This window comes from Cupriavidus sp. 2TAF22 (assembly GCF_052115045.1).
GTDB lineage: Bacteria > Pseudomonadota > Gammaproteobacteria > Burkholderiales > Burkholderiaceae > Cupriavidus.
In genome coordinates, this window is record NZ_JBFRFX010000020.1 from 1 (window position 1) to 22,500 (window position 22,500).

Annotated in this window: 21 protein-coding genes and 2 pseudogenes; 19 read left to right on the forward strand and 4 right to left on the reverse strand. The window is 69.1% G+C overall.

The genetic code is table 11. The features are described from left to right. Positions 1-393: pseudogene (locus AB4Z48_RS22970) on the forward strand (copper resistance protein CopQ); the annotation flags it as partial. Between the two features lie 139 nt (positions 394-532). Then, positions 533-1,135: a TetR/AcrR family transcriptional regulator gene (locus AB4Z48_RS22975; RefSeq protein ID WP_441618187.1), complete on the forward strand. Its 603-nt coding sequence runs from the start codon at positions 533-535 to the stop codon at positions 1,133-1,135. A 62-nt stretch (positions 1,136-1,197) separates the two neighbouring features. Here AB4Z48_RS22975 and AB4Z48_RS22980 read toward each other — a convergent pair whose 3' ends face one another. Continuing rightward, positions 1,198-2,070 carry a LysR family transcriptional regulator gene (locus tag AB4Z48_RS22980; protein WP_441618189.1) on the reverse strand — a complete coding sequence of 291 codons (873 nt, stop codon included), beginning with the start codon at positions 2,068-2,070 and terminating at the stop codon, positions 1,198-1,200. 136 nt (positions 2,071-2,206) lie between these two features. On the opposite strand from AB4Z48_RS22980, the gene AB4Z48_RS22985 reads away from it, so the two are divergent. Then, positions 2,207-2,812: a cysteine hydrolase family protein gene (locus AB4Z48_RS22985; protein ID WP_441618191.1), complete on the forward strand. Its 606-nt coding sequence runs from the start codon at positions 2,207-2,209 to the stop codon at positions 2,810-2,812. A gap of 104 nt (positions 2,813-2,916) precedes the next feature. Continuing rightward, the gene (gene waaC / locus AB4Z48_RS22990) at positions 2,917-3,915 is read left to right on the forward strand and encodes a lipopolysaccharide heptosyltransferase I (RefSeq protein ID WP_441618193.1); all 999 of its coding nucleotides are present in this window, start codon (positions 2,917-2,919) and stop codon (positions 3,913-3,915) included. Positions 3,916-3,950: 35 nt separating this feature from the next. On the opposite strand, the pseudogene AB4Z48_RS22995 reads toward waaC, so the two are convergent. Continuing rightward, a pseudogene (locus AB4Z48_RS22995) lies at positions 3,951-4,319 on the reverse strand (lecithin retinol acyltransferase family protein); the annotation flags it as partial. A 231-nt stretch (positions 4,320-4,550) separates the two neighbouring features. Here AB4Z48_RS22995 and AB4Z48_RS23000 point away from each other — a divergent pair. Both AB4Z48_RS23000 and AB4Z48_RS23005 read left to right on the forward strand, forming a co-directional pair. Beyond that, positions 4,551-5,165, forward strand: a complete 615-nt coding sequence (locus AB4Z48_RS23000; protein WP_441618195.1) for a TetR/AcrR family transcriptional regulator — start codon at positions 4,551-4,553, stop codon at positions 5,163-5,165. 120 nt (positions 5,166-5,285) lie between these two features. After that, complete coding sequence (locus AB4Z48_RS23005) at positions 5,286-6,407, forward strand: NADH:flavin oxidoreductase/NADH oxidase (RefSeq protein WP_441618197.1); 1,122 nt, start codon at positions 5,286-5,288, stop codon at positions 6,405-6,407. Positions 6,408-6,466: 59 nt separating this feature from the next. Here AB4Z48_RS23005 and AB4Z48_RS23010 read toward each other — a convergent pair whose 3' ends face one another. Both AB4Z48_RS23010 and AB4Z48_RS23015 read right to left on the reverse strand, forming a co-directional pair. Then, the gene (locus tag AB4Z48_RS23010; protein WP_441618199.1) at positions 6,467-7,450 is read right to left on the reverse strand and encodes a Bug family tripartite tricarboxylate transporter substrate binding protein; all 984 of its coding nucleotides are present in this window, start codon (positions 7,448-7,450) and stop codon (positions 6,467-6,469) included. 69 nt (positions 7,451-7,519) lie between these two features. Next, positions 7,520-8,614: a porin gene (locus tag AB4Z48_RS23015; protein ID WP_441618201.1), complete on the reverse strand. Its 1,095-nt coding sequence runs from the start codon at positions 8,612-8,614 to the stop codon at positions 7,520-7,522. Between the two features lie 490 nt (positions 8,615-9,104). On the opposite strand from AB4Z48_RS23015, the gene AB4Z48_RS23020 reads away from it, so the two are divergent. From AB4Z48_RS23020 to AB4Z48_RS23080, 13 genes are all read left to right on the forward strand, one after another. Further along, positions 9,105-9,974 carry an alpha/beta fold hydrolase gene (locus AB4Z48_RS23020; protein ID WP_441618203.1) on the forward strand — a complete coding sequence of 290 codons (870 nt, stop codon included), beginning with the start codon at positions 9,105-9,107 and terminating at the stop codon, positions 9,972-9,974. 211 nt (positions 9,975-10,185) lie between these two features. Then, positions 10,186-10,491 carry a recombinase-like helix-turn-helix domain-containing protein gene (locus AB4Z48_RS23025; protein WP_441618205.1) on the forward strand — a complete coding sequence of 102 codons (306 nt, stop codon included), beginning with the start codon at positions 10,186-10,188 and terminating at the stop codon, positions 10,489-10,491. 120 nt (positions 10,492-10,611) lie between these two features. Then, a complete protein-coding gene (locus AB4Z48_RS23030; protein WP_441618207.1) occupies positions 10,612-11,679 on the forward strand; it encodes a Rieske 2Fe-2S domain-containing protein in 1,068 nt (355 codons plus the stop codon). Further along, positions 11,672-12,442, forward strand: a complete 771-nt coding sequence (locus AB4Z48_RS23035) for an SDR family oxidoreductase (protein ID WP_441618209.1) — start codon at positions 11,672-11,674, stop codon at positions 12,440-12,442. The genes AB4Z48_RS23030 and AB4Z48_RS23035 overlap by 8 nt, the downstream gene beginning before the upstream one ends. A 17-nt stretch (positions 12,443-12,459) precedes the next feature. Next, positions 12,460-12,996: a cupin domain-containing protein gene (locus AB4Z48_RS23040; protein WP_441618211.1), complete on the forward strand. Its 537-nt coding sequence runs from the start codon at positions 12,460-12,462 to the stop codon at positions 12,994-12,996. 70 nt (positions 12,997-13,066) lie between these two features. Continuing rightward, on the forward strand, positions 13,067-13,897 hold the full coding sequence (locus AB4Z48_RS23045) for an IclR family transcriptional regulator (protein ID WP_441618213.1): 831 nt from the start codon (positions 13,067-13,069) through the stop codon (positions 13,895-13,897). Between the two features lie 5 nt (positions 13,898-13,902). After that, positions 13,903-14,706 carry an SDR family oxidoreductase gene (locus AB4Z48_RS23050; protein WP_441618215.1) on the forward strand — a complete coding sequence of 268 codons (804 nt, stop codon included), beginning with the start codon at positions 13,903-13,905 and terminating at the stop codon, positions 14,704-14,706. Beyond that, on the forward strand, positions 14,699-16,459 hold the full coding sequence (locus AB4Z48_RS23055; protein ID WP_441618217.1) for a thiamine pyrophosphate-binding protein: 1,761 nt from the start codon (positions 14,699-14,701) through the stop codon (positions 16,457-16,459). The genes AB4Z48_RS23050 and AB4Z48_RS23055 overlap by 8 nt, the downstream gene beginning before the upstream one ends. Before the next feature lie 12 nt (positions 16,460-16,471). After that, positions 16,472-17,278, forward strand: a complete 807-nt coding sequence (locus AB4Z48_RS23060; RefSeq protein ID WP_441618219.1) for an aspartate dehydrogenase — start codon at positions 16,472-16,474, stop codon at positions 17,276-17,278. 37 nt (positions 17,279-17,315) lie between these two features. Next, on the forward strand, positions 17,316-18,791 hold the full coding sequence (locus AB4Z48_RS23065) for an aldehyde dehydrogenase (protein WP_441618221.1): 1,476 nt from the start codon (positions 17,316-17,318) through the stop codon (positions 18,789-18,791). A 58-nt stretch (positions 18,792-18,849) separates the two neighbouring features. After that, on the forward strand, positions 18,850-19,839 hold the full coding sequence (locus AB4Z48_RS23070) for a VOC family protein (protein ID WP_441618223.1): 990 nt from the start codon (positions 18,850-18,852) through the stop codon (positions 19,837-19,839). 133 nt (positions 19,840-19,972) lie between these two features. Next, complete coding sequence (locus AB4Z48_RS23075; RefSeq protein ID WP_441618225.1) at positions 19,973-20,929, forward strand: PDR/VanB family oxidoreductase; 957 nt, start codon at positions 19,973-19,975, stop codon at positions 20,927-20,929. A 232-nt stretch (positions 20,930-21,161) separates the two neighbouring features. Further along, positions 21,162-22,472, forward strand: coding sequence for an MFS transporter (locus AB4Z48_RS23080; RefSeq protein ID WP_441618385.1), 1,311 nt, complete (start codon positions 21,162-21,164; stop codon positions 22,470-22,472). The last annotated feature ends 28 nt before the right edge of the window (positions 22,473-22,500 follow it).

The window sequence follows — 22,500 nt, forward strand, 5'->3', positions numbered from 1 at the left end:
CGCAACGGCAACCGCGACGCCTTCACCGACGGCGCCCGCACCGGCAAGTTCGACCCGTACACCGAAGGTGCCCGTATCGTGGCCGGCCTGGACCGCGTCGGCGTGTCGGCCAGCCCGGCGCGCAACGGCAGCCGCGACGCCTTCACCGACGGCGCCCGCAACGGCAACCGCGACGCGTTCACCGATGGCGCCCGCGTAGGCAAGTTCGACCCGTACACCGACGGCGCCCGTATCGTGGCCGGCCTGGACCGCGTCGGCGTATCGGCCAGCCCGGCGCGCATCAGCAACCGCGACGGCTATACCGATGGCGCGCGCAGCGGCAACCGCGATGCCTTCACCGATGGCGCCCGCACCGGCAAGTTCGATGTCTTCACCGAAGGCGCCAACGCCTGAGCGAAGTCAAGGTGCCCGCTTCCGCAGTCGGGAGCGGGGCACGCGGCGAACGGCCGGCGTTTCCGGTCCCTTCGCCGTGTGATCTGTTTTTGTTCTGAACGACGTCAAGAGGGTCCGCCGAAATGCGGATGCATGCCATATGACAACCCGATCCGTACGCGAACAACTGCTCGAGCACACGCTGGTGCTGGTCGGTCAGCGGGGTTTCAATGGCTTCAGTTATCGTGACCTGGCCGAGCGAGTGGGTGTGAAGACCTCCAGCATCCACTACCACTTCCCGTCCAAGGAAGACCTGGTCGAGGCTGCCGTGACGGAATACAGCGCCCGCGTGTGCGAACGCGTGCGCCACATCGACGCGGCCCTGCCGCCGGAAGCGCAGGCGCGCGAATTCCTGAAGCCGTGGCTGGATTCGGCGGGCGGCGACGGCATCTGCCTGGTCGGCATGCTGTCGACCGAGGCGCTGATGTTGCCGGAACCCGTGCACCGGGTGCTCAAGGAGTACTATCGCGTGAACGAATCCTGGCTCACGCGCCTGTTCGAGAGCGTGTACGCCACGCAGCAGACGGCTGCCGCGATATCGGCGCAATCGATGGCGCAGGCTGTGCTCGGTGCGCTGCAGAGCGGACTTGTGGTGGCGCGGCTGTTCGGCGCACCGCAGCGGATCGAGGCCGCGGCCGACCTGCTGACCGCTTCGGTAGCCGCCCCGGGGTCCGCCCGCGGCGCGCAAGCCATGCCTGCCTGAGCGCGCGGTCCCGACGAAGCAAACGCCCGCCGCATGGCGGGCGTTTGCTTTGGCCCGTCATCTCAGGGGCAGGTCTCAAGCGTGTGCGCAAGCCACTCGATCACCGGCCGGAAGCGCGACGCGCCGCGAAACTCCTGCGGATAGGCCAGCCATATCTCCCGCACCACTTCGGGCACTTCGCGCACCAGCGCCAGCCGCGCATCGCCGCGCGCCAGGTAGTGCGGCAACAGCCCGATGCCAAGCCCGCTGCAGATCGCCTCGTGCACCGCCAGCATATTGTTCGACTGGAAACCGGTACGCGCGGCGGCCCTGTGCGTCCATTCCGATTCCGGCAGCGCAAGCCCTTCGTCGAGCAGCCCGCATAGCGGCGCGGCCGCGAGCTCGGCTTGCGGCCAGGGTCCCGCATCGGCCGCCCGCGCCGGCGCATAGAGGCCGAATCCCATGCTGCCCGCGCGTTGCGCAATCACGTCGTGTTCCTGCGGCCGCGCCAGCCGTACCGCCAGGTGCGCGCGCCGCCGCGCCAGGCTGGCGATGCGGTTGTCCGTCTCCAGCCTGACTTCGAGCTGCGGGTGGGCGCGGTACAGCGTGGACAAACGCGGGGTGAGGAAGTGACTGCCGAGCGCCGCCGTGCAGGCGATGCTGACCACGCCGGAGACGCCCGCGCCCGCATCCTCCACCTCGCGCAGCAGGCGCTCGGCCGAATTTTCCATCTGCTGCGCTGCCGCCAGCGCCGCGCGCCCGGCGGCCGACAGGGCGAAAGCGCCTTCGGTGCGCGTCGCCACCGGTTTGCCGAGCGCGCTCTCCAGCCGCCGGATGCGACGGATTGCGGTGGCGTGCGTCACACCCAGTTCGCGCGCGCAGGCCGAGTAGTTGCCGGTACGGATCAGCGTGGACAAGGTCAGCAGGTCGTCCCAATGCAGTGAACGTTTTTGCACAGTGAATGTGAGCGGATTGAGAATTGCCGAACAGGATAGCGCGGCCTATCATCGCCTGCACGGTAGACGCCAGGACGGCGCCTGCCGGCCCCGGCGGGGCCGCCATCTGCACACTGCACGCAAGAAAGGAGTCACGATGTCCACCCCCTTTACCCTGCTCGACCTTGCCGGCGCCAGCCGCGCCCCTTCGGCCTGGGAGGCCGCCACGCTGGTGCTGGTGGACCACCAGCGCGAGTATGTGGACGGCAAGCTGCCGCTGACCGGCATGCCTGCCGCCACCGCTGCCTGCGCCGATCTGCTGGCGCTGGCGCGGCGCCACGGCAGCCCTGTGGTGCACGTGGTGCATCACGGACGGCCCGGCAGCGGCGGCGCTTTCGATCCGGAAGGTCCTTATGCTGCGATCATCGAAGGGCTCGAGCCGGGCGCGGGCGAGCACACCGTGGTCAAGAGCCTGCCGAACAGTTTCGCCGGCACCACGCTGGCGGCGCTGCTGGAAAGGCTCGGGCGCAAGGAGCTGATCGTGGGCGGCTTCCAGACCCATATGTGCATCAGCGCCACGGTGCGCTCGGCACTCGACCACGGCTATCGCACGACCGTGGTCGCCTCGGCCTGCGCCACGCGTGACCTGCCCGATCCTCTGGGCGGCGCGCCGCTTGCGGCCCACGAGGTCCACCGGGGGGCGCTGGTCGCGCTGAACGACCGTTTTGCCACGGTGGTGGCGAGCCCGGCGGTCTGGGCTTAGGCCGGGCGACCGGGCGCCCGCCGCGGGGGTGCGCCGGCTGGGGTGCTGGTGCATACTACGGCCTCGCCGGCTCCCGGCCCGTTCCTCCGCTATCCGAACCGCCCATGAAACGCATTCTCGTCATCAAGATCACCTCGCTGGGTGACATGGTCCACACATTGCCGTTGGTGTCCGACCTGCGCCGCGCCTACCCCGAGGCCAAGATCGACTGGGTGGCGGACGCTTCCTGCGCGGATATCCCGCGCTGGGCCGTGGACGTGGATCGCGTGATCGCACCGCCGCTGCGCGGCTTCAAGAAGTCGCGCAGCTGGGCCGACCTGCGTGCCATCATCGGCGCGCTCTGGCAGCTGCGCCGGGAAAAGTACGACGTGGTGGTGGACGTGCATGGCGTCTACAAGAGCGCCATCGTGGCCTGGCTTGCGCGCTCGCGCCGCCGGCTCGGCTACGCGGCCGAATACCTCGGCGAGGCGCGCGCCGTCTTTGCCTATACGCAGATCTTCGGGCCGCATGGCGATGCCACGGCGCGCTACAAGATGCGCATGGTGGTCGCCAACGCGCTGGGATACCCGATCGATGCCGCCGAGCACTATGCCTTGCGCGTGCCCGCGCCCGCCACGCCGCTGAACGCTGACGGCATTGCGCGCGCGATGCTCTTCCATGCCACCTCGGTCGAGGCCAAGAAATGGCCGGCGCAACGGTGGATTGCCGTGGGCCGGGAACTGGCGGGCCGCGGCTACAAGATCCAGCTGCCGTGGGGGTCGCCGGCCGAGCGCGCGGAATCCGAAGCACTGGCCGCGGAAATCCCGGGCGCGGAGGTGCTGCCGCGCATGACCATCACCGAATGCGCGCAACGCGTCGATGCCGCGGCCCTGGTGGTCGGCACGGACACGGGTTTCGTCCATCTGGCGGATGCGCTGGGCAAGCCCTCGGTCATGCTGTTTACCGTGACCGACAGCCAGCATTTCGGCATCAGCACGCCGGGGCAGTCGGTGTCCGTCGGCGCGAAAGGCGTGGTGCCGGAAGTGAGCGAAGTGCTCGACGCCATCGCCCACGTCACGGCGGGCGAGCGCAGCGCCCAGCCGGGCGCCACCCATATGGCCTGAGCGGCGCGCGCTAACAGGCGGGCATCAGGCGGGCATCAGGCGGGCATGGCGACGGCATCGGGGCGCGCGGCCCGCAGGCCGCGGCACCACGTCGCGGCGATGGCACCCAGCAGCCGCAGCGCCATCAGCGGACGCGCCAGGCATCGCTGCACTTGTTCGCTGTGGCTCTCGCCGTAGAGGCACCACGAGCAGAAGTGCTCGCAGTTGTTGGTCAGCAGCCGGTAGCGGTCTTCGCCCAGGCGCGAGCGGGCGCGCCGGACGGCTTCTTCGCCGATGTCCGCGCTCAGCGGCACGGCCTTGACTTCGATGCCGCCGCCGGCGGCGAACCGGTCCGGGGCCAGTTCTTCGACGGGGCCGCTGCGCCAGCCATGCGCCAGTCCGGCGTAGTGCACCACGCGGCCACTGCGTCGCCCCGCCCGGACGCACGCCGACGCACGCCGCAGCATGCCGCCCGGGACCGGCTTTCGATCATTTGATCAAACAGCGGCTTCGCCCGGGCACCCGGCAGACAGGGCGGCCGTCTTGTGTTATGTATCAATCGATATATAATCGTTCTGTTGCGAACGATAGAAAACGTCATTCCCTTCGTTCCCAGATGCAAACCACGTCACCTGATCACACGGCAAGGAACCACCATGGCGCGACCGCGCGGATTCGATGAGCAGCAGGTACTGGACGCCGCCGGAGATGCCTTCTGGGCCAAGGGTTTCGAGGCCACCTCCACGCGCGACCTGGTGCGGCTGACTGGCCTGACGCAGCCCAGCCTCTACAACGCCTTCGGCGACAAGCGCGGTCTATACCGGCGCGCGCTGGAACACTACCTGGGCAAGACCTTGCATGACCGGATCGACCGGCTGGAGTCGGCGTTGCCGCCGGGCCATGCGATTGCCGCCTTCTTCGGCGAGATCGTCGAGCGCTCGCTCGCCGACGAGCACCATCGCGGCTGCATGCTGGTCAACGCGGCGGTGGAGTCGACGCCCGAGGACGAGGAACTGCAGCGCGCCATCGTCGCCGAGCTGGACCAGCTCAAGCGTTTCTTCCAGCGCTGCATGACGGCGGGGCAAGCCAGTGGCGAGGTCCCGCAGGTGCTGCCGGCCGAGGATGCCGCGACCCAGCTGCTGGCGGTGCTGCTCGGCGTGCGCGTGCTGGCGCGGATCAATCCGCAGCGCGCGCTGCTCGAGGGCGCGGTCAGGCCGGTGCTCGGCATGCTGGGCCTGCCGCCTCTGCCCGGCGCGGGGCGCGCGCCATAGCGGCAGCATCTGCTTCGCGCGCCGACGCGGAAAACGCAGCCGTTCTAGAATGGCCGGGACGCCCGAGACGCGCGTGCGGCGCCTGCCGCGCATGCCACAGACCGCAAGGAGCCGTGCCCCATGAGCCAGAGTCAATTGTTCCAGCCGCTTTCGATCGGAAACCTGCGGCTCGAAAACCGCATCGCCATTGCACCCATGTGCCAGTACTCGGCGCAAGACGGATCGGCCGGCGACTGGCACATGATCCATCTCGGCCAGCTCGCGCTGTCCGGCGCGGGGCTGCTGATCATCGAGGCCTCGGCGGTATCGCCGGAAGGGCGCATCACGCCGCAGGACCTGGGCCTCTACTCGGATGCCAACGAAGCCGCGCTGGGCAAGGTGATTGCCGCGGCCCGAGCGCACGCGCCGATCGCCATTGCCATCCAGATTTCCCATGCCGGGCGCAAGGCGTCGAGCCAGGCGCCGTGGGATGGCGGCAGCCAGATCCGTCCCGACGAGCCGCGTGGCTGGAAGACGCTGGCGCCATCCGCGGTGCCGCACGCCGAGGGTGAAGATCCGCCGCAGGCGCTCGACCGCGCCGGCATGGACAAGATCCGGCAAGACTTCGTGGCCGCCGCGCAGCGTGCCGCGCGCCTTGGCCTCGACGGCATCGAGATCCACGCCGCGCACGGCTACCTGCTGCACCAGTTCCTCTCGCCGCTGGCCAACAAGCGCGACGACGAATACGGCGGCAGCCTGGAAAACCGCATGCGCTTCCCGCTCGAAGTGTTCGACGCCGTGCGCGCCGCGTTTCCGGCCGACAAGCCGGTGTGGGTACGCATCTCCGCCACGGACTGGGTGCCGGGCGGCTGGGATATCGACGGCACCGTGGCGCTGTCCAGGGCGCTCAAGGCGCGCGGCTGCGCGGCCATCCACGTGACCACCGGCGGCGTTTCGCCGCAGCAGGCCATCAAGCTCGGACCGGGCTACCAGGTTCCCTACGCGCAGCGGGTCAAGGCCGAAGTGGGCTTGCCGACCATCGCGGTGGGCCTGATCACCGAACCCGAGCAGGCCGAGGCCATCATCGCCAACGGCGAGGCGGATGTGGTCTCGCTGGCGCGCGCCATGCTCTACGATCCGCGCTGGCCATGGCACGCGGCGGCGAAGCTCGGCGCGCAGGTCCACGCGCCCAGGCAATACTGGCGCTCGCAGCCGCGCGAGTACAAGGACCTGTTCTTCGGCGCCAGCTTCGGCCAGCGCTGACGCAAACGGGCCCGCGCAAGGCGGGCCCGTGTTCCACGCCGCATCGGCAGCGGCGAGGCTCAGTCGGCCTGGATGCCGAACTCCTTCACGATCTTGCTGTAGCGCGTAGCGTCCGACGCGATCAGCTTGCCGAGCACGGCCGGCTCGCCACCCACGGGCGTGACCGCGATGGTGGCCATGCGCGCCACCACGTCAGGCATCTTCAGGATGTCGTTGACGTGGGCGTTCAGCGTCTTCACCAGCTCGGGCGGCAGCCCCTTCGGGGCCAGCAGCGCCTGCCACGCGCCAATTTCCACATCCTTGTAGCCAAGCTCGGCGAGCGTCGGCACGTTGGGCGCGAACGGCGAGCGCTTCAGGTCCGCCACCGCCAGCGGCACGATGCTGCCGGTGCCGATGTACTGGGATACCGCGCCCAGCGTGATATACGTCATCGGCACCTGGCCGCCCAGTACGTCGACCACCGCCGGCGCGGTGCCGCGATAGGGCACTTGCGAGATTTTCACGCCCGCAGCCTTGTTGAACAGCTCGCCCAGGATATGCATCGGCGAGCCGTTGCCCGGGCTCGCGTACGTCTGCAGGCTGCCCGCCCTGGCGCGCGCGACCAGGTCCGGCAGCCTGGTGATGCCGGTGCCCTTGCCGACCACCACGAACAGCGACTGCACGCCAAGCTGCGCCACTGGCGTGAAGTCGGCGCGCACGTCGTAGGCGGCACCGGTGCCGCTCTTGAGCACCAGCGGCGCGATGGCCACGGTATTGGGCGCGACCAGCAGCGTATAGCCGTCGGCCGGGGCCTTGGCCACGTAGGCGCTGCCGATGGTGCCGGCGGCGCCCGTGCGGTTCTCGACCACCACCGACTGATGCACCCGTGCGGACAGCTTCTCGGCGATCAGGCGGGCCAGCACGTCGGTATCGCCGCCGGCGGGATAGGCCACCACCAGCGTGATGGGCTTGGCGGGATAGGCCTGCGCGTGGCTCGCGGCGGGCGCCAGCAGGGCGCTTGTCGCCGCCATGGCGGCAAGCAGGATGCGGATTGCGGACTTCATGGGATACCCCCTCTCGATTGACTTCATGCCGGGCCGCGGCCCGGCAGGCGCCTGCCGGCGCCCTGGCGCTCAGAACGTGTGTTTGATGCCGAGCATCGCGCCCAGCTGCGAGCCGCCCGGCTTCGGATTGGAGCCAGGCGCGCCGCCGCTCACCGACAGGGCCGACTGCCCGCCATTGTCGATATAGCCCGCGGTGGCGTACACCGAGGTGCGTTTGGAGAAGGCATAGGTGCCGCGCAGCGCGTACAGCATCGCCTTGTTGTCGCTGTTGTGATACTTGAGGTAGTAGAGCTGGCCAGCCAGCGTGAACGCGGGCGTGATGTCGTAGGCCATGCCGGCGTACCAGAGGTCGCTGCGCGGCGTCGGGCTGCCCTGGTTGTCGCGGCGGATCACGCCGGCGCCGAGCTTGGCCTTGGACAGCAGCATGTAGCCGTTGAGCGAGAGGCGGTCATCGCGCAGGCTGCTGCTGGTCAGGCCTGCGAACGCGCCGGGGCCGCCGCGCAGCGAGTCGTAGGCCGCGCCCACGCCCCATGTCTTGTTGTCGTACTGCAGCAGCGCGGACCACTCGCGGCATTGCGTGTGGTTGGCCGGGTTCTCTCCCGCGCAATTTGCGCCAGAAGGGCTCGGGCCGGCGTTGACCGAGTCGCGTCCGAAGCTGTACGTCGCGCCCACCGTGAAGCCGCCGAAGGTGCCCTTGTACGAGACCGCGTTGTCGGCGCGCGTATTCGGCAGGTAGCTGTCGAGCGAGCCGGAGCCGAATACATTGGGCCCGAGGATGTCCGGGTCCAGCGTGGCCCAGAACAGCATGGTGTACTGCCGGCCCAGGGCCACCTGACCCCACTGGCCGGACAAGCCTACCAGCGCCTGGCGGCCGAACAGGCGGCCGCCCTGGTTGGCGCTGCCGGAATCCGGCGCAAAGCCGGACTCGAGCACGAACAGGCTCTTGAGCCCGCCGCCCAGGTCTTCGGTCCCGCGGATACCCCAGCGCGACGGCACCGTGCCGGTCAGCGTCGTCATGCGGAACAGGTTGTCCTTTGCCGCGCCGACGTTGTTCACGTATTCGATGCCGGTATCGACCACGCCATACAGCGTCACCGATGACTGGGCCGAGGCAAGCATGGGCACCGCTGCCAGGGCAGCCAGCGCGATCCGTCCAAGTTTCATTTAACGATTCCTCTCTTTTCTGCCATGTGGTGTAAGGGCGCCGCGGTGCTCTGCGAGACCGTGCGCGGCGGAAAGAGCGCATGAGGAAAGCATGCACTTTTCCGCTTTATGTTTTATAGGTAAAACATCAGATTACATAAGAAACAACGAGCAAAATATAGCTGGTGATCTCGCGAATGGCAGGAGCGGGAAATCCCTAGTGATGTCGGGAAGCGACGGCGGCGCTGCACGGGCGGCGGCGCGCATGTGCCGGTTGATGCGCCGCGGCAGGCCCGGCCCGCGCCATTGCCAGGGCGGTCCGCCGCTCCGAAAGGCGCCGCCGGCTTGGCCATGCGGAAAAACGGGGAGCGGGAGAATGCCTGGATGTCGGGACGACGAGCCGCAATGCGGCTTGCGGAGAAATTTTTCGTCGCGGGGTTAACCCGGATCACGCTTCCCCGAAGGCCGGTCTATATTTCCTAGGTTTTATCTGAAAACTAAAGTTTCATATATGGAACAAAAGACCTCGCCCGCAATCCCGCAACCCGTGCCGGAACTCTTGCGCGCCCTGGACAGCGCTTTCACCGAACAACGCGTGGTCACCGCCGCTGGCGCGCAAGTCGCCTACCGCAGCGGCGGCAAGCGCGGCCCGGTGATCGTCCTGCTGCACGGCATCAGTTCCGGGGCGGCTTCGTGGCTGCCCTGCGCCAGCCTGCTGGCGGCCGACGCGCGCGTGATCGCGTGGGACGCCCCCGGCTACGGCAACTCGCAGCCTTTGGCGGTGGCCGCGCCGTCCGCCGCCGACTACGGCCGGCGCCTGCAGGACCTGTTGCGCGTGCTGGATGTGCGGCCCGATGTCATCGTGGGTCATTCGCTGGGCGCGCTGATGGCCTGCGCTTTCCTTGCCGAGGCGGCCCCCGCACTGCTGCCCGCCCGCACATTGCTGCTGAGCCCCGCGCAGGGCTACGGCGGCGCCGGCAAGGAAGACAAGGCCCTTGAAGTGGAACGGCAACGCCTCGACGCGCTCGCCGCCGTCGGCGTGGAAGGCCTCGCCGAACGCGGGCCGGCACGGCTGCTGAGCGGCGCGGCCGGCGCCGACGCGCGGGCCTGGGTGAGCTGGAACATGCGCCGGCTCCATCCGGGCGGCTACCGGCAGGCGGTGGCCATGCTGTGCGGCGACGCCATCGAGCACTACCTGCGGCAGCGGCCCCAGGGCGCGAGCGTGCGCGTGGGTTGCGGCGCGCTGGACGTGGTGACGCCACCGCCGGCCGGTGCGGCGCTGGCCGAGCGCTTCGACCTGCCGTTCGCCCTCATCCCCGATGCCGGCCACGCCTGCTATGTCGAGCAGGCCGCAGCGGTGGCGCGCTGGATCCGCAGCTGATCCGCGCGCCCGGCGCTCGCCCAGATCCAGGCTGCGGCCCGGCCTGGCCGCTTCCTGCGGATAGTCGTCAAATCAAAGGGTAAACCCCAGTCTATTTTTGAAGTTTCGTTGTCTATAGTGGTGTCTGTGTTCAATATTTAAATCAGTGTTTTACCAGTAAAACAAAACACGGATGAGACAGCAGGCAACGAAGGTGCATAGGAGCAGCGCAATGGAAGACCTCGCATACAACCCGAACCTGGCGCCGTGGGAGCGCCCGGCGCCGAACAACGTCGCCGGCAAGGGCCACATCGAGCAGCCGGGCAAGGTGGCCAACGTCGTGTGGCAAACGCGCGCCGCGGCGCCGACCGCCTACGAGAACGCGCTCGGCGATGCGCTGGAAGCCGCCTTCGAAGCCGGTGCCCTGAACCCGGCAGACCTGGTGCGCGCCTTCAACCAGGCCGGCTTCCTGGGCGCCGACGGCCAGGCCTGGAGCGAAGAGCGCCTGCTCGCCGAGCTGCGCCGGCTCGGCGCGTAGGGCAGGCCGGCCCGACGCCAACAACATCAACGCGATCGCGACGGCAGGCGGCACGGCAAGACGCCCCATCTTCGCAACTGCGATCCGATCCGGTACCCGCAAGAGGCTAGAGAGCAAACAATGGAATCCAACAAGCAAGCGCGTGCTGAAGCGCGCCTGAACAGCGGTCTGCATAACTACTGGTATCCGGTGTCCGCCTCGTGGGCGGTCGCGCACGCGCCGATCGGCATCACGCGCCTGGGCCAGAACATCGTGCTGTGGCGCGACGGCGCCGGCCAGGTCCACGCGCTGGAAGACCGCTGCCCGCACCGCGGTGCGCGTCTGTCGATGGGCTGGAACCTCGGCGACCGCGTGGCCTGCTGGTACCACGGCGTGGAAGTCGGCGGCGACGGCCAGGTCAAGAGCGTGCCGGCGGTGGATAGCTGCCCGCTCGAAGGCAAGACCTGCGTGCGCAGCTACCCGGTGCAGGAAAAGGCCGGCGCCATCTTCCTGTGGTTCGGCGAGCGCGCCCCGGTGCAAGGCGAGGGCGGTGCCGACGCGCTGCGCCTGCCGGAAGAACTGGAGAGCGACGAGCACAGCCATTTCCTGTGCGTGGCGCACTGGGACTGCAATTACCGCTACGCCATCGACAACGTCATGGACCCGATGCACGGGGCCTACCTGCACGCGGTCTCGCACTCGATGGCCAGCGGCGAGAAGCAGGCCGTGATGTCGGTGCGCGAGACCGACACCGGCCTGGTGTTCGAGAAGACCGGCCAGCGCGGCGTGAACTTCGACTGGGTCGAGTTCGGCGAGACCGGCACGCTGTGGCTGCGCCTGGCGATCCCCTACCGCGCCAAGGTCGGCCCGGGCGGCCCGTTCGGCATCGTCGGCATGGCCACGCCGGTCGACGAGGACCACTGCATGGTGTTCTTCTGGCGCACCCGCCACGTGCAGGGCTGGGAGCGCGACGTGTGGCGCTTCCTGTATCGCAACCGCCTCGAAGGCCTGCACTGGGACGTGCTGGAGCAGGACCGCGTGGTGCTGGAAATGATGGCGCCGAACGCGCGCGACCACGAAACGCTGTACCAGCACGACGTGGGTATCACCCGCGTGCGCCGCCTGCTGCGCCGCCGTGCCGACCAGGAAGTCGCGGACGAGCCGGTCGCCATGCTCAAGCCCGTCGGCGGGATGGCGAGCCATGCCTGAGACCAACCGCAACAAGCTGCTGGCCGGCCGCCGCGTGCTGGTGACCGGCGCGGCGCGCGGGCTCGGGCTGGACTTCGCCACGCAGATCGCCGAAGCCGGCGCCGCGGTGGCGATGGCCGACATCCTGGCCGAGCGCCTGCAGGAAGAAGTCGCGACGCTGAAGGCGCGCGGGCTGAACGTCGTGCCCATCGTGCTGGACCTCGGCAGCCCCGAATCGGTGAAGGCCTGCGCCGCCGAAGCGGTGGCCGTGCTGGGCGGGCTGGATGGCCTCGTCAACAATGCCGCGGTGACCGATTCGGGCGGCCGCGACGCATCGGCCATCGACATCGCCACCTGGGACCGCGTGATGAACATCAACGTGCGCGGCACCTGGCTGATGACCACCGCCTGCCTGCCGGCGCTGCGCGCATCGGGCCGCGGCGCCATCGTCAACCTGGCCTCGGACACGCCGCTGTGGGGCGCGCCCAACCTGCTGGCCTACGTGGCCAGCAAGAGCGCCATCATCGGCATGACCCGCTCGCTGGCGCGCGAACTCGGCGGCGACAACGTCACCGTCAACGCCATCGCGCCGGGCCTGACCATGGTCGAGGCCACCGAATACGTGCCCCAGAAGAGGCGCGACCTCTATCGCGAACAACGCGCGATTTCGCGCGAACAGCTCCCCGCGGATGTTTCCGGGGCCGTGCTGTTCGCCCTCTCCGACCTGTCGCGCTTCGTGACAGGCCAGACGCTGGCCGTCAACGGCGGCTTCGTCATGCACTGAGCCAAGAAGGAAACCAAATGAGCGATCTTTCCCAACAAGAAAACATCAAGCGTTCCTGGGAGCAGCCGCAAGGCGCTTCCTTCGACCAGTGGATGGAGGGCCGCGTGGCACGCTTCTCCACGCGCCGCTACGACTGGGACGCGCTGAAGTTCCAGGCCGACCACGACCCCAAGTACCGCCGTGCGCAGATGCGCTATCTCGGCACCGGCGGCACCGGCGTGGCGGCCGACACCAATACCGTGCCGTCCGAGAATTTCACCTTCTCGACCATGATCATTCCGGCCGGCCACGAGGGCCCGTCGCACCTGCACACCGATGTGGAAGAGGTCTTCTTCATCCTGCGCGGCAAGATCAAGCTGGTCCTCGAGAAGGACGGCCAGCGCTTCGAAACCATCCTGACCGACCGCGACCTGGTGTCGGTGCCGCCGGGCGTGTACCGCGAGGAGATCAACATCGGCGAGGAAGACGCGCTGATGTGCGTGATGCTCGGCGCCAAGAAGCCCATCACGCCGACCTATCCGCCCGAGCATCCGCTCGCCCAGATCAAGCGCTGAGCGTGAAAGCGCCGGCGCCGCGGGCAAACCAGCCATGCACGCGCCGGCATCACGCAGACACGAGCCACTCATGAACCAAGAACGCCTGCCGGAAGACATCCAGGACAAGTACATCGTGCCCGGACTGGAACGCGGCCTGCGCCTGCTGGCCGAGTTCAGCCGCCGCGACCRCACGCTGACCGCGGCCGACCTGGCGCGCCGTCTCAAGGTGCCGCGCTCGACCGTGTTCCGCCTGCTCGCCACGCTGGAGATGATGGGCTTCGTGGAGCGCACCGAAGGCGGGCGCGAGTTCCGCCTCGGCATGGCCGTGCTGCGCCTGGGCTTCGAGTACCTGGCCTCGCTGGAGCTGACCGAACTGGGCCGCCCCGTGCTCGACCGCCTGCGCGACGATATCCGCTATCCGTGCAATCTGGTGGTGCGCGACGGTCGCTCCATCGTCTACGTGGCCAAGTCGGTGGCGCCCACGCCGTTTTCCAGCTCGGTCACGGTCGGCACGCGGCTGCCGGCGCATGCGACCGTGCTCGGGCGCGTGCTGCTCGAAGACCTCACGCTGGCGGAGCTGCGCGCGCTGTACCCGGAGCCCCGGCTCGAATCGTTTTCGCCCAGCACGCCTGGCACCGTGGAAGCGCTGTTCGAGATGGTGCAGCGCGACCGCGAGCGCGGCGTGGTGCTGCAGGAAGCGTTCTTCGAGGCCAGCATCTCGACCATCGCCGCGCCGGTGCGCGACCGCACCAGCAAGGTGGTAGCCGCGCTCGGCGTCACCATCCCCGCAGCGCGCATCGACCCGGCGCTGCTGGACACGATGGTGGAGAAAGTCAGAGACACCGCGGGCGAGCTGTCTCGCCTGCTTGACTACCGGCCGCAGGAGCTCGCCAAGGTGGTCAACTTGTATCGGGAGTGAGACTGATGTCCATGATTGAACTCGGCGGCAAGGTTGCCGTCGTCACCGGTGGGTCCTCGGGCATCGGCCTGGCCACCGTGGAATTATTGCTGGAGGCGGGCGCCGCCGTGGCGATGTGCGGGCGCAATGAAGCGCGCCTGCGCGAAGCCGAAGGCAGGCTGCGCGCGCGCTTCCCGCAGGCGCGCCTGTTCGCCGCGGCCTGCGACGTGCTGCAGCCGGAGCAGGTCAAGGCCTTCGCCGCTGCCAGCGAGGCCGCGCTCGGTGCGGCCGATATGCTGGTCAACAACGCAGGGCAGGGCCGCGTCTCCACCTTCGCCAACACCGAAGACGCCGCCTGGCTCGAAGAACTGCAGCTCAAGTTCTTCTCGGTGATCCATGCCACGCGCGCCTTCCTGCCGCAGCTCGAACGCTCCGACAGCGCCGCCGTCGTGTGCGTGAACTCGCTGCTGGCGGTACAGCCCGAGCCGCACATGGTCGCCACTTCGGCGGCACGTGCGGGCGTGCACAACCTGGTGCGCTCGCTGGCCACCGAATTCGCGCCCAGGCGCATCCGCGTCAACGGCATCCTGCTCGGCCTGGTCGAGTCGGGCCAGTGGCGCCGCCGTTTCGAGGCGCGTCCTGAAGAGGACCGCCACCTGGACTGGGCCGCGTGGACCGCGCGCCTGGCGCAGCAAAAGCATATCCAGCTCGGCCGTCTTGGCCTGCCGCAGGAAGCCGCGCGCGCGATCCTGTTCCTTGCCTCGCCGTTGTCTTCGTACACCACGGGCAGCCACATCGATATTTCCGGAGGACTTTCCCGTCATGCGTAACGAACAACATCAGCAACAGCAGCAACTGCAGCAACCGCAGCAGGACCAACAACAAGTCACGGTCGGCCATGCCATCGCCGCCTTCCTCGAGCAGTGCGGCGTCAAGGCTGCGTTCGGCGTGATCTCGATCCACAACATGCCCATCCTCGACGCCATGGGCGAGCGTGGCAAGATCCGCTTCGTGCCGGCGCGCGGCGAAGCGGGCGGCACCAATATGGCCGATGCCTGTGCCCGCACCACCGGCGGCCTCGGCGTCTGCCTGACCAGCACCGGCACGGCCGCCGGCAATGCCGCCGGCGCCATGGTCGAAGCGCTGACCGCCGGCACGCCGCTGCTGCACCTCACCGGCCAGATCGAGACGCCGTACCTGGACCAGAGCCTGGCCTACATCCACGAGGCACCGGACCAGCTCACCATGCTCAAGGCCATCTCCAAGGCCGCCTTCCGCATCCGTAGCGCGGACACCGCGCTGAGCACCATCAAGCTGGCCGTGCAGACCGCGCTGACCGCGCCCACCGGCCCCGTCAGCGTCGAGATTCCCATCGACATCCAGGCCGCGCTGATCCCCATGCCGGCCGACCTGCGCCCGCTGGCCGTGCCGGCCCACGTGCCGTCTGCGCAGGCGCTGGACGAACTGGCCGAGCGCCTGGCCAGGGCCCGCCGCCCGCTGCTGTGGCTCGGCGGCGGCGCGCGCCACGCCGGCGCGCAGGTCAAGCGCCTGCTGGCGCTGGGCTTCGGCGTGGTGACCAGCACGCAAGGCCGCGGCATCGTGGCAGAAGACGATCCCCGCTCGCTGGGCGCCTTCAACCTGCACAAGCCGGTGGAGCAGTTCTACCAGAGCTGCGACGCCATGCTGGTGGTGGGCTCGCGCCTGCGCGGCAATGAAACGCTGAAGTACGAACTCAAGCTGCCGCGTCCGCTGTTCCGCGTGGATGCGGACGCCTCGGCCGAAGGCCGCTGCTACCAGACCGACAACTTCGTCTGCGGCGACGCCGCGCTGGCCCTCGAAGGCCTGGCCGACCGGCTCGAAGGCAAGCTCAAGGTGGACCCCGCCTTCGCCGCCGACCTGCGCCGCGCGCACGACACCGCCATGGGCGGCCTGATCGACGGCCTGGGCCCGTACGCGGCGCTGGTCGAAGCGCTGCAGGGCGCGGTGGGCAAGAACTTCAACTGGGTGCGCGACGTCACCGTGTCCAACAGCACCTGGGGCAATCGCCAGCTGCGCATCTTCGATCCGCGCGCCGGCGTGCATGCGCTGGGCGGCGGCATCGGCCAGGGCCTGGCGATGGGCATCGGCGCGGCGGTCGGCGCGGCGGTCACGGCCTCGGGCAAGAAAACCTTCTGCCTGGCCGGCGACGGTGGCTTCATCCTCAACCTGGGCGAGCTGGCCACCGCGGTGCAGGAGCGCGCCGACGTGGTCTTCGTCCTGATGAACGACAAGGGCTATGGCGTCATCAAGAACATCCAGGACGCGCAATACGGCGGCCGCCGCCACTATGTGGACCTGCACACGCCCGACTACGCGCAGTTGTCGCAGGCGCTTGCGCTGCGCCACCGCCGCGTGAGCAACCTGGCCGAGGTCGGCCGTGCGCTGGAAGACGCGACCATCGAACCCGGTCCGTTCCTGCTGGAGATCGACATGCTCTCCATCGGCAGCTTCAAGACCGCGTTCGCCGGCCCGCCGGTCAACAAGGAAGCCGACGCGGACGCAGACAAGGCGCGCGCCGCCGAGCGCGGCACCGTGACGGCCTGAGGGAGACGCAACATGCTGCATGTGTCGATGGTGGGATGCGGAGCGATCGGGCGCGGTGTGCTTGAATTGCTCAAGAGCGATCCGGACGTGGTGTTCGACGTGGTGGTGGTGCCCGAGGCCCAGATGGACCAGGCCCGCGACGCAGTCTCCGCGCTGGCGCCACGCGCCCGCGTGGCGACCTGCCTGAGCCAGGCCGACGGACGCCCCGACCTGCTGGTCGAGTGTGCCGGCCACCACGCGCTGGAGGAGCACATCGTGCCGGCGCTGGAGCGCGGCATCGCCTGCCTGGTGGTCTCGGTGGGCGCGCTGTCGGAGCCGGGCCTGGCCGAACGGCTGGAAGCGGCGGCGCGGCGCGGCGGCACCCAGGTGCAGCTGCTCTCCGGCGCGATCGGCGCCATCGATGCACTGGCGGCGGCCCGCGTGGGCGGGCTCGATGCGGTGATCTACACCGGGCGCAAGCCGCCCGGCGCGTGGAAGGACACGCCGGCCGAGGCGCTCGTCGATCTCGACGCGCTGACCGAGGCCACGGTGATCTTCGAAGGCACCGCGCGCGAGGCCGCGCGGCTCTACCCCAAGAACGCCAACGTGGCCGCCACGCTGTCGATGGCCGGGCTCGGACTGGACCATACGCAGGTCAAGCTGCTGGCCGATCCGGGCGTGGACGAAAACGTGCACCACGTGGAGGCGCGTGGCGCCTTCGGCGGCTTCGAGCTGACCATGCGCGGCAAGCCGCTGGCGGCCAACCCCAAGACCTCGGCGCTGACGGTGTTCAGCGTGGTGCGCGCGCTGGGCAACCGCGCGCACGCCATGTCGATTTAAGCAGGCAGACAGGCCAGACCAGGCCAGCAAGGCAATCATGATGAAGCAAGCAATTCTCCCCATCTGCATCGCAGGCCAGTGGCGCCTGGGCGGCGGCGAACGCTACGCCACGCGCTATCCCGCCACCGGCGAGGTCGTCGCCGAACTGAACGCGGCCAGCCTGGACGACGTGGAGGAAGCCGTGCAGGGCGCGCACCGCGCCTTCCTCACCAGCGGCTGGGCGCAGCGCAAGCCCCACGAACGCGCCGCCGTGCTGCATCGCGTGGCCGACCTGATCCGCGCGCGCGCCGAGCCGCTCGCGCAGCGCCAGCGCCTGGACAACGGCAAGCCCATCAGCGAGACGCGCGCGCTGGTGGCCAGCGCCGCCGGCACCTTCCAGTTCTTCGCCGCCGCGTGCGAGACGCTGGAGGAAACGCTCACGCCGGCGCGCGGCGATTTCCTCGCCATGAGCGTGCACGAAGCCATGGGCGTGGTGGCGGCGATCACGCCGTGGAACTCGCCCATCGCCAGCGAGGCGCAGAAGCTGGCGCCGGCGCTGGCCGCCGGCAACGCCGTGGTGATCAAGCCAGCCGAGATCACGCCGCTGATGGCGCTGGAACTCGCCGCCATCTGCGAAGAGGCCGGCGTGCCCAAGGGCCTGGTCAGCGTGCTGCCCGGCAAGGGCTCGGTGATCGGCGACGCCATCACCAAGCACCCGCTGGTGCGCCGCGTGTCCTTTACCGGCGGCACGTCGACGGGCCGCCATATCGCCCACATCGCCGCCGACAAGATGATGCCGGTGTCGCTGGAGCTGGGCGGCAAGTCGCCCACCATGGTGTTCGAGGACGCGGACCTGGACCACGCCGTCAACGGCGTGCTGTACGGCATCTTCAGTTCCTCGGGCGAATCCTGCATCGCCGGCTCGCGCCTGTTCGTGGCACGTTCCCTGTATGAGGCTTTCATGGAACGCCTGGCCGAGGGTGCGGCGCGCCTGCGCGTGGGCGATCCGGCCGACGAGCGCACCCAGATGGGGCCGCTGATCAGCGACCGCCATCGCGACTCGATCGAATCGTATGTGGCGCTCGGCGTGTCCGAAGGCGGCCAGTTGCGCACCGGCGGCTTGCGTCCCACGGTGGCGGGCTGCGAGAACGGTTACTTCTATACGCCCACCATCATCGAAGGGCTCGATAACAGCGCCCGCGTCTGCCAGGAAGAAATCTTCGGGCCGGTGCTGGTGGCGATGGCCTTCGACGACGAGGACGACCTGATCGCGCAGGCCAACGACAGCGTGTACGCGCTGGCCGCTGGCGTGTGGACGCGCGACTACAAGCGCGCCTGGCGCTTCGCGCGCGCGGTGCAGGCCGGCAATGTGTGGATCAATACCTACAAGCAGTTCTCGATCTCCACGCCGTTCGGCGGCTGGCGCGACAGTGGCCTGGGCCGCGAGAAGGGGCGCCTGGGCATCCTGCAGTACATGGAGCAGAAGAGCGTCTACTGGGGCATGCACGAGCAGCCGCTGCCGTGGGCCAACTGAGCCGGTGCGCAGGTCACGAACAATGCAGCAAGCAAAGAGAGCAGAGCAGGAGATGGGAATGAACACGATTCTGGGCATCGACGAGATCGTCTACGGTGCCGACGACCTGGACGCCTGCCGGCGCTTCTTCGCCGACTGGGGCCTCACGCTGGTGCGCGAGGACGCGGCCGGGCTGGACTTCGAAACGCTCAACGGCTGCCGCGTGCTGGTGCGCCGCACCGACGATCCTGCGTTGCCGGCGGCAATGGAAGCGGGCCCGACGCTGCGCGAAGTGGTGTGGGGGGTGGATACGCAGGCGGCACTCGACAAGCTTGCCGACGCCATCCGCGCCGAACCCGGCTTTGTCGCCATCGGCGAACACGGCGCGCGCGGTGTGGAGGGCGAGCGCGTGGGCTGCACCGATCCGAACGGCCTGGCCGTGCGCTTCCAGCTCACGCGCAAGCGCGAGATCGAAGTGGAGTGCGCCGCCATGAACACCTGGAACGACAAGCCGCGCCTGAACCAGCGCAGCCCGATCTACGAGCGCGCCACGCCGATCGAAGTGGGCCACGTGGTGTTCTTCGTCAAGGACGTCGCCGCCACCGAGCGCTTCTACACGGAGAAACTGGGCTTCGTGCCGTCGGACCACTATCCGGGCCGCGGCGCCTTCCTGCGCTGCGCGCCCGACGGCGGCCACCACGACCTGTTCCTGCTGCAGCTGCCGCAGGCCAAGAGCGGGCTGAACCACGTGGCCTTCACCGTGCGCGATATCCATGAGGTATTCGGCGGCGGCCTGCATGTGTCGCGCAGCGGCTGGGACACGCAGCTTGGCCCGGGCCGGCATCCGATTTCCTCGGCCTACTTCTGGTACTTCAAGAACCCGGCCGGCGGCCTGATCGAGTACTACGCCGACGAAGACCAGCTCGATGCGCACTGGGAACCGCGCGACTTCGAGCCGGGCCCGACCATGTTCGCCGAGTGGGCGGTCGAGGGCGGCCTGGACGGCAACACGCGCCGGCAGAAGAACGCGGGCGGCCCGCAAGGCAAGTTCCTGACCGAGAAGCGCTGAGCAGCAGCATCGCCCCGGCCACGACAGGGCAAGACCACGAAGACAGGCAAGTCGAAGTCAGCCAGGACGAGACATGCCCCCGCAAGGCAATACGGTGCGGCGCGAGCCGCACCGGGCAATACAAGGAAGTGCCATGAGTACCAGCCAATCCCTGACCCTGCGCGTGCAGGCCATGCGCTTCGAGGCGCGCGGCATCGTCAGCGTGGAGTTGCGCGACCCTGACGGGCGCGAGCTGCCGGCGTTCGCGCCCGGTGCGCATATCGACCTGCACCTGGGCAATGGCCTGGTGCGCAGCTACTCGCTGTGCGGGGCCCCGGAAGTGCGCGACCGCTACGTGGTGGGCGTGCTCAACGACCGCGCCAGTCGCGGCGGCTCGCGCTATGTGCACGAGCAGTTGCGCGTGGGGACCACGCTGGCCGTGGCGGCGCCGCGCAACCACTTCGCCCTCGAAGAGAACGCGCCGCACAGCGTGCTGGTGGCCGGCGGCATCGGCGTGACGCCGATCGTCTGCATGGCGCGGCGCCTGCACCAGCTTGGCCGGCCCTTCACGCTGTACTACTGCGCGCGCTCGCGGGCCGAGGCGGCCTTTGCCGATGAGCTGGCTGCCTATGGCGACGCGGTGCGCATGCACTTCGACGACGAGGCCGGCTGCCCGCCGGACCTGCCTGCGCTGCTGGCCGGACAGGCGGCCTCCACGCATTTCTACTGCTGCGGCCCGGGCGCGATGCTCAATGGGTTCGAGGCTGCCTGCGCCGGCCATGGCTACACCGAAGTGCATATCGAACGCTTTGCCGCGGACCCCTCGGTGGCGGCGGTGCAGGAAGGCGAGTACACCGTGACGCTGGCCGCCACCGGCGGCGAGCTGACGGTGCCTGCGGGCAAGTCGCTGCTGGATGCATTGCTCGAAGCCGGCATCGCCGTCGAGCACAGCTGCAGGGAAGGTGTGTGCGGTTCGTGCGAGACGCGCGTGATCGACGGCATTCCCGAGCATCGCGACAGCGTGCTGAGCAAGGGCGAGCGTGATTCGAACAAGACCATGATGGTGTGCGTGTCCGGCTGCAAGGGCCGGCGCCTGGTCCTGGACTTATAAGATGGCCCGCGCGCCGCGCAACGCGGCGCGCCCGGCGGCGCCTGCGGCGCCAGCGCGAGGCGGCTGCCTGCCTCGGACACTTTTGAAGAGAAACACCGTGTTGATCCAGAGACAAGAGGCTGCGCCGGCCAATGCCGGCGCACAGGGCACCCCATTCCAGGCCACCACCGTCGCCGCTGACGGCGGCGCGCGCACCGCGACCCACGGCGAGATCATCGCGCGCATCGAGCGCATGCCCGGCAACGGCATGCATATCCGCGCGCGGCTGCTGATCGGACTGGCCACGTTTTTCGACGGCTTCGACGTGATCGCGATCGCCGCCACGCTGCCACTGCTGATCTCCGCATGGTCGCTCACGCCGGGCCAGATCGGCTTCCTGATCGCGGCGCCGTCGGTGGGGCAGCTGGTCGGCGCGCTGCTGTTTCCCGCGCTGGCGGAGCGCTTCGGCCGCCTGCGCTCGATCGGCTGGAGTGCGGGCATCATCGGGCTGATGAGCATCGCCTGCGGCTTCGCGCCGTCGTTCGAGATCTTCGCCTTGCTGCGCATCGTGCAGGGCCTTGGCCTGGGTGGCGAGCTGCCGGTGGCCGCCACCTATATCAACGAGGTCACGCGCGCGCACGGCCGCGGGCGCTTCGTGCTGCTCTACGAAGTGGTGTTCCCGATCGGCCTRCTGATCTCCAACGTGGCCGGCGCCTGGCTGGTGCCGCGCTTCGGCTGGACCGTGATGTATTTCATCGGCGGCGCGCCCATCGTCCTGTTCTTCATCCTGCGCCGCGCGATCCCGGAGTCGCCGCGCTGGCTGGCGGAGAAGGGCCGCCTGGCCGAAGCCGACCAGGCGCTGGCCGCCTTCGAGGCCCGGGCCCGCGGGCCGCTGCCGCCGCTGGGCGATGTGGCCGCCTATGACGCGCTGACGCACAAGCACCCGCGCCGCGGCGTGCGCGACCTGCTGGGCAAGGCCTATATCGGCCGCACGCTGGCGGTGTGGATGCTGTGGGCCACCTGCGGCTTTATCCAGTACGGCCTGTCGACATGGCTGCCGACCATCTACAAGACGGTCTATCACGCGCCGCTGCAGCTGGCGCTGAACCTGGCGGCGGGCGCATCGGTGCTTGGCGTGGTCGGCTCGCTGGTATGCGCGATGGTGGTCGACAAGGTTGGCCGCAAGCCGGTGATCAATGTGTCGTTCGTGCTATGCGCGTTGTCGCTGGCGCTGGCGGGTGTGTTCCACGCCGAGTCGGTGTACGTGGTGGCCACGCTATGCGCGCTGTCGCTCGGCTTCCTGGCCAGCGGCTTCATCACCGCCTACGTGTACACGCCGGAGCTGTATCCCACCAGCGTGCGCGCCATGGGCTGCGGCCTGGGCGGCGCGTGGCTGAAGCTGGCCGCGATCTTCGCGCCCACGCTGATCGCCAACACCATCGGCACCGGCGACCTTAGCAGCGCCTTCTACGCGCTGGCRCTGGTCCCGTTCGCGGCGGCGCTGACCATTCACTTCCTCGGCATCGAGACCAAGGGCAAGGTGCTGGAGCAACTGGAGGCCTGAGGCCGGGGGGCGGCCCCGGCTCCGGCGG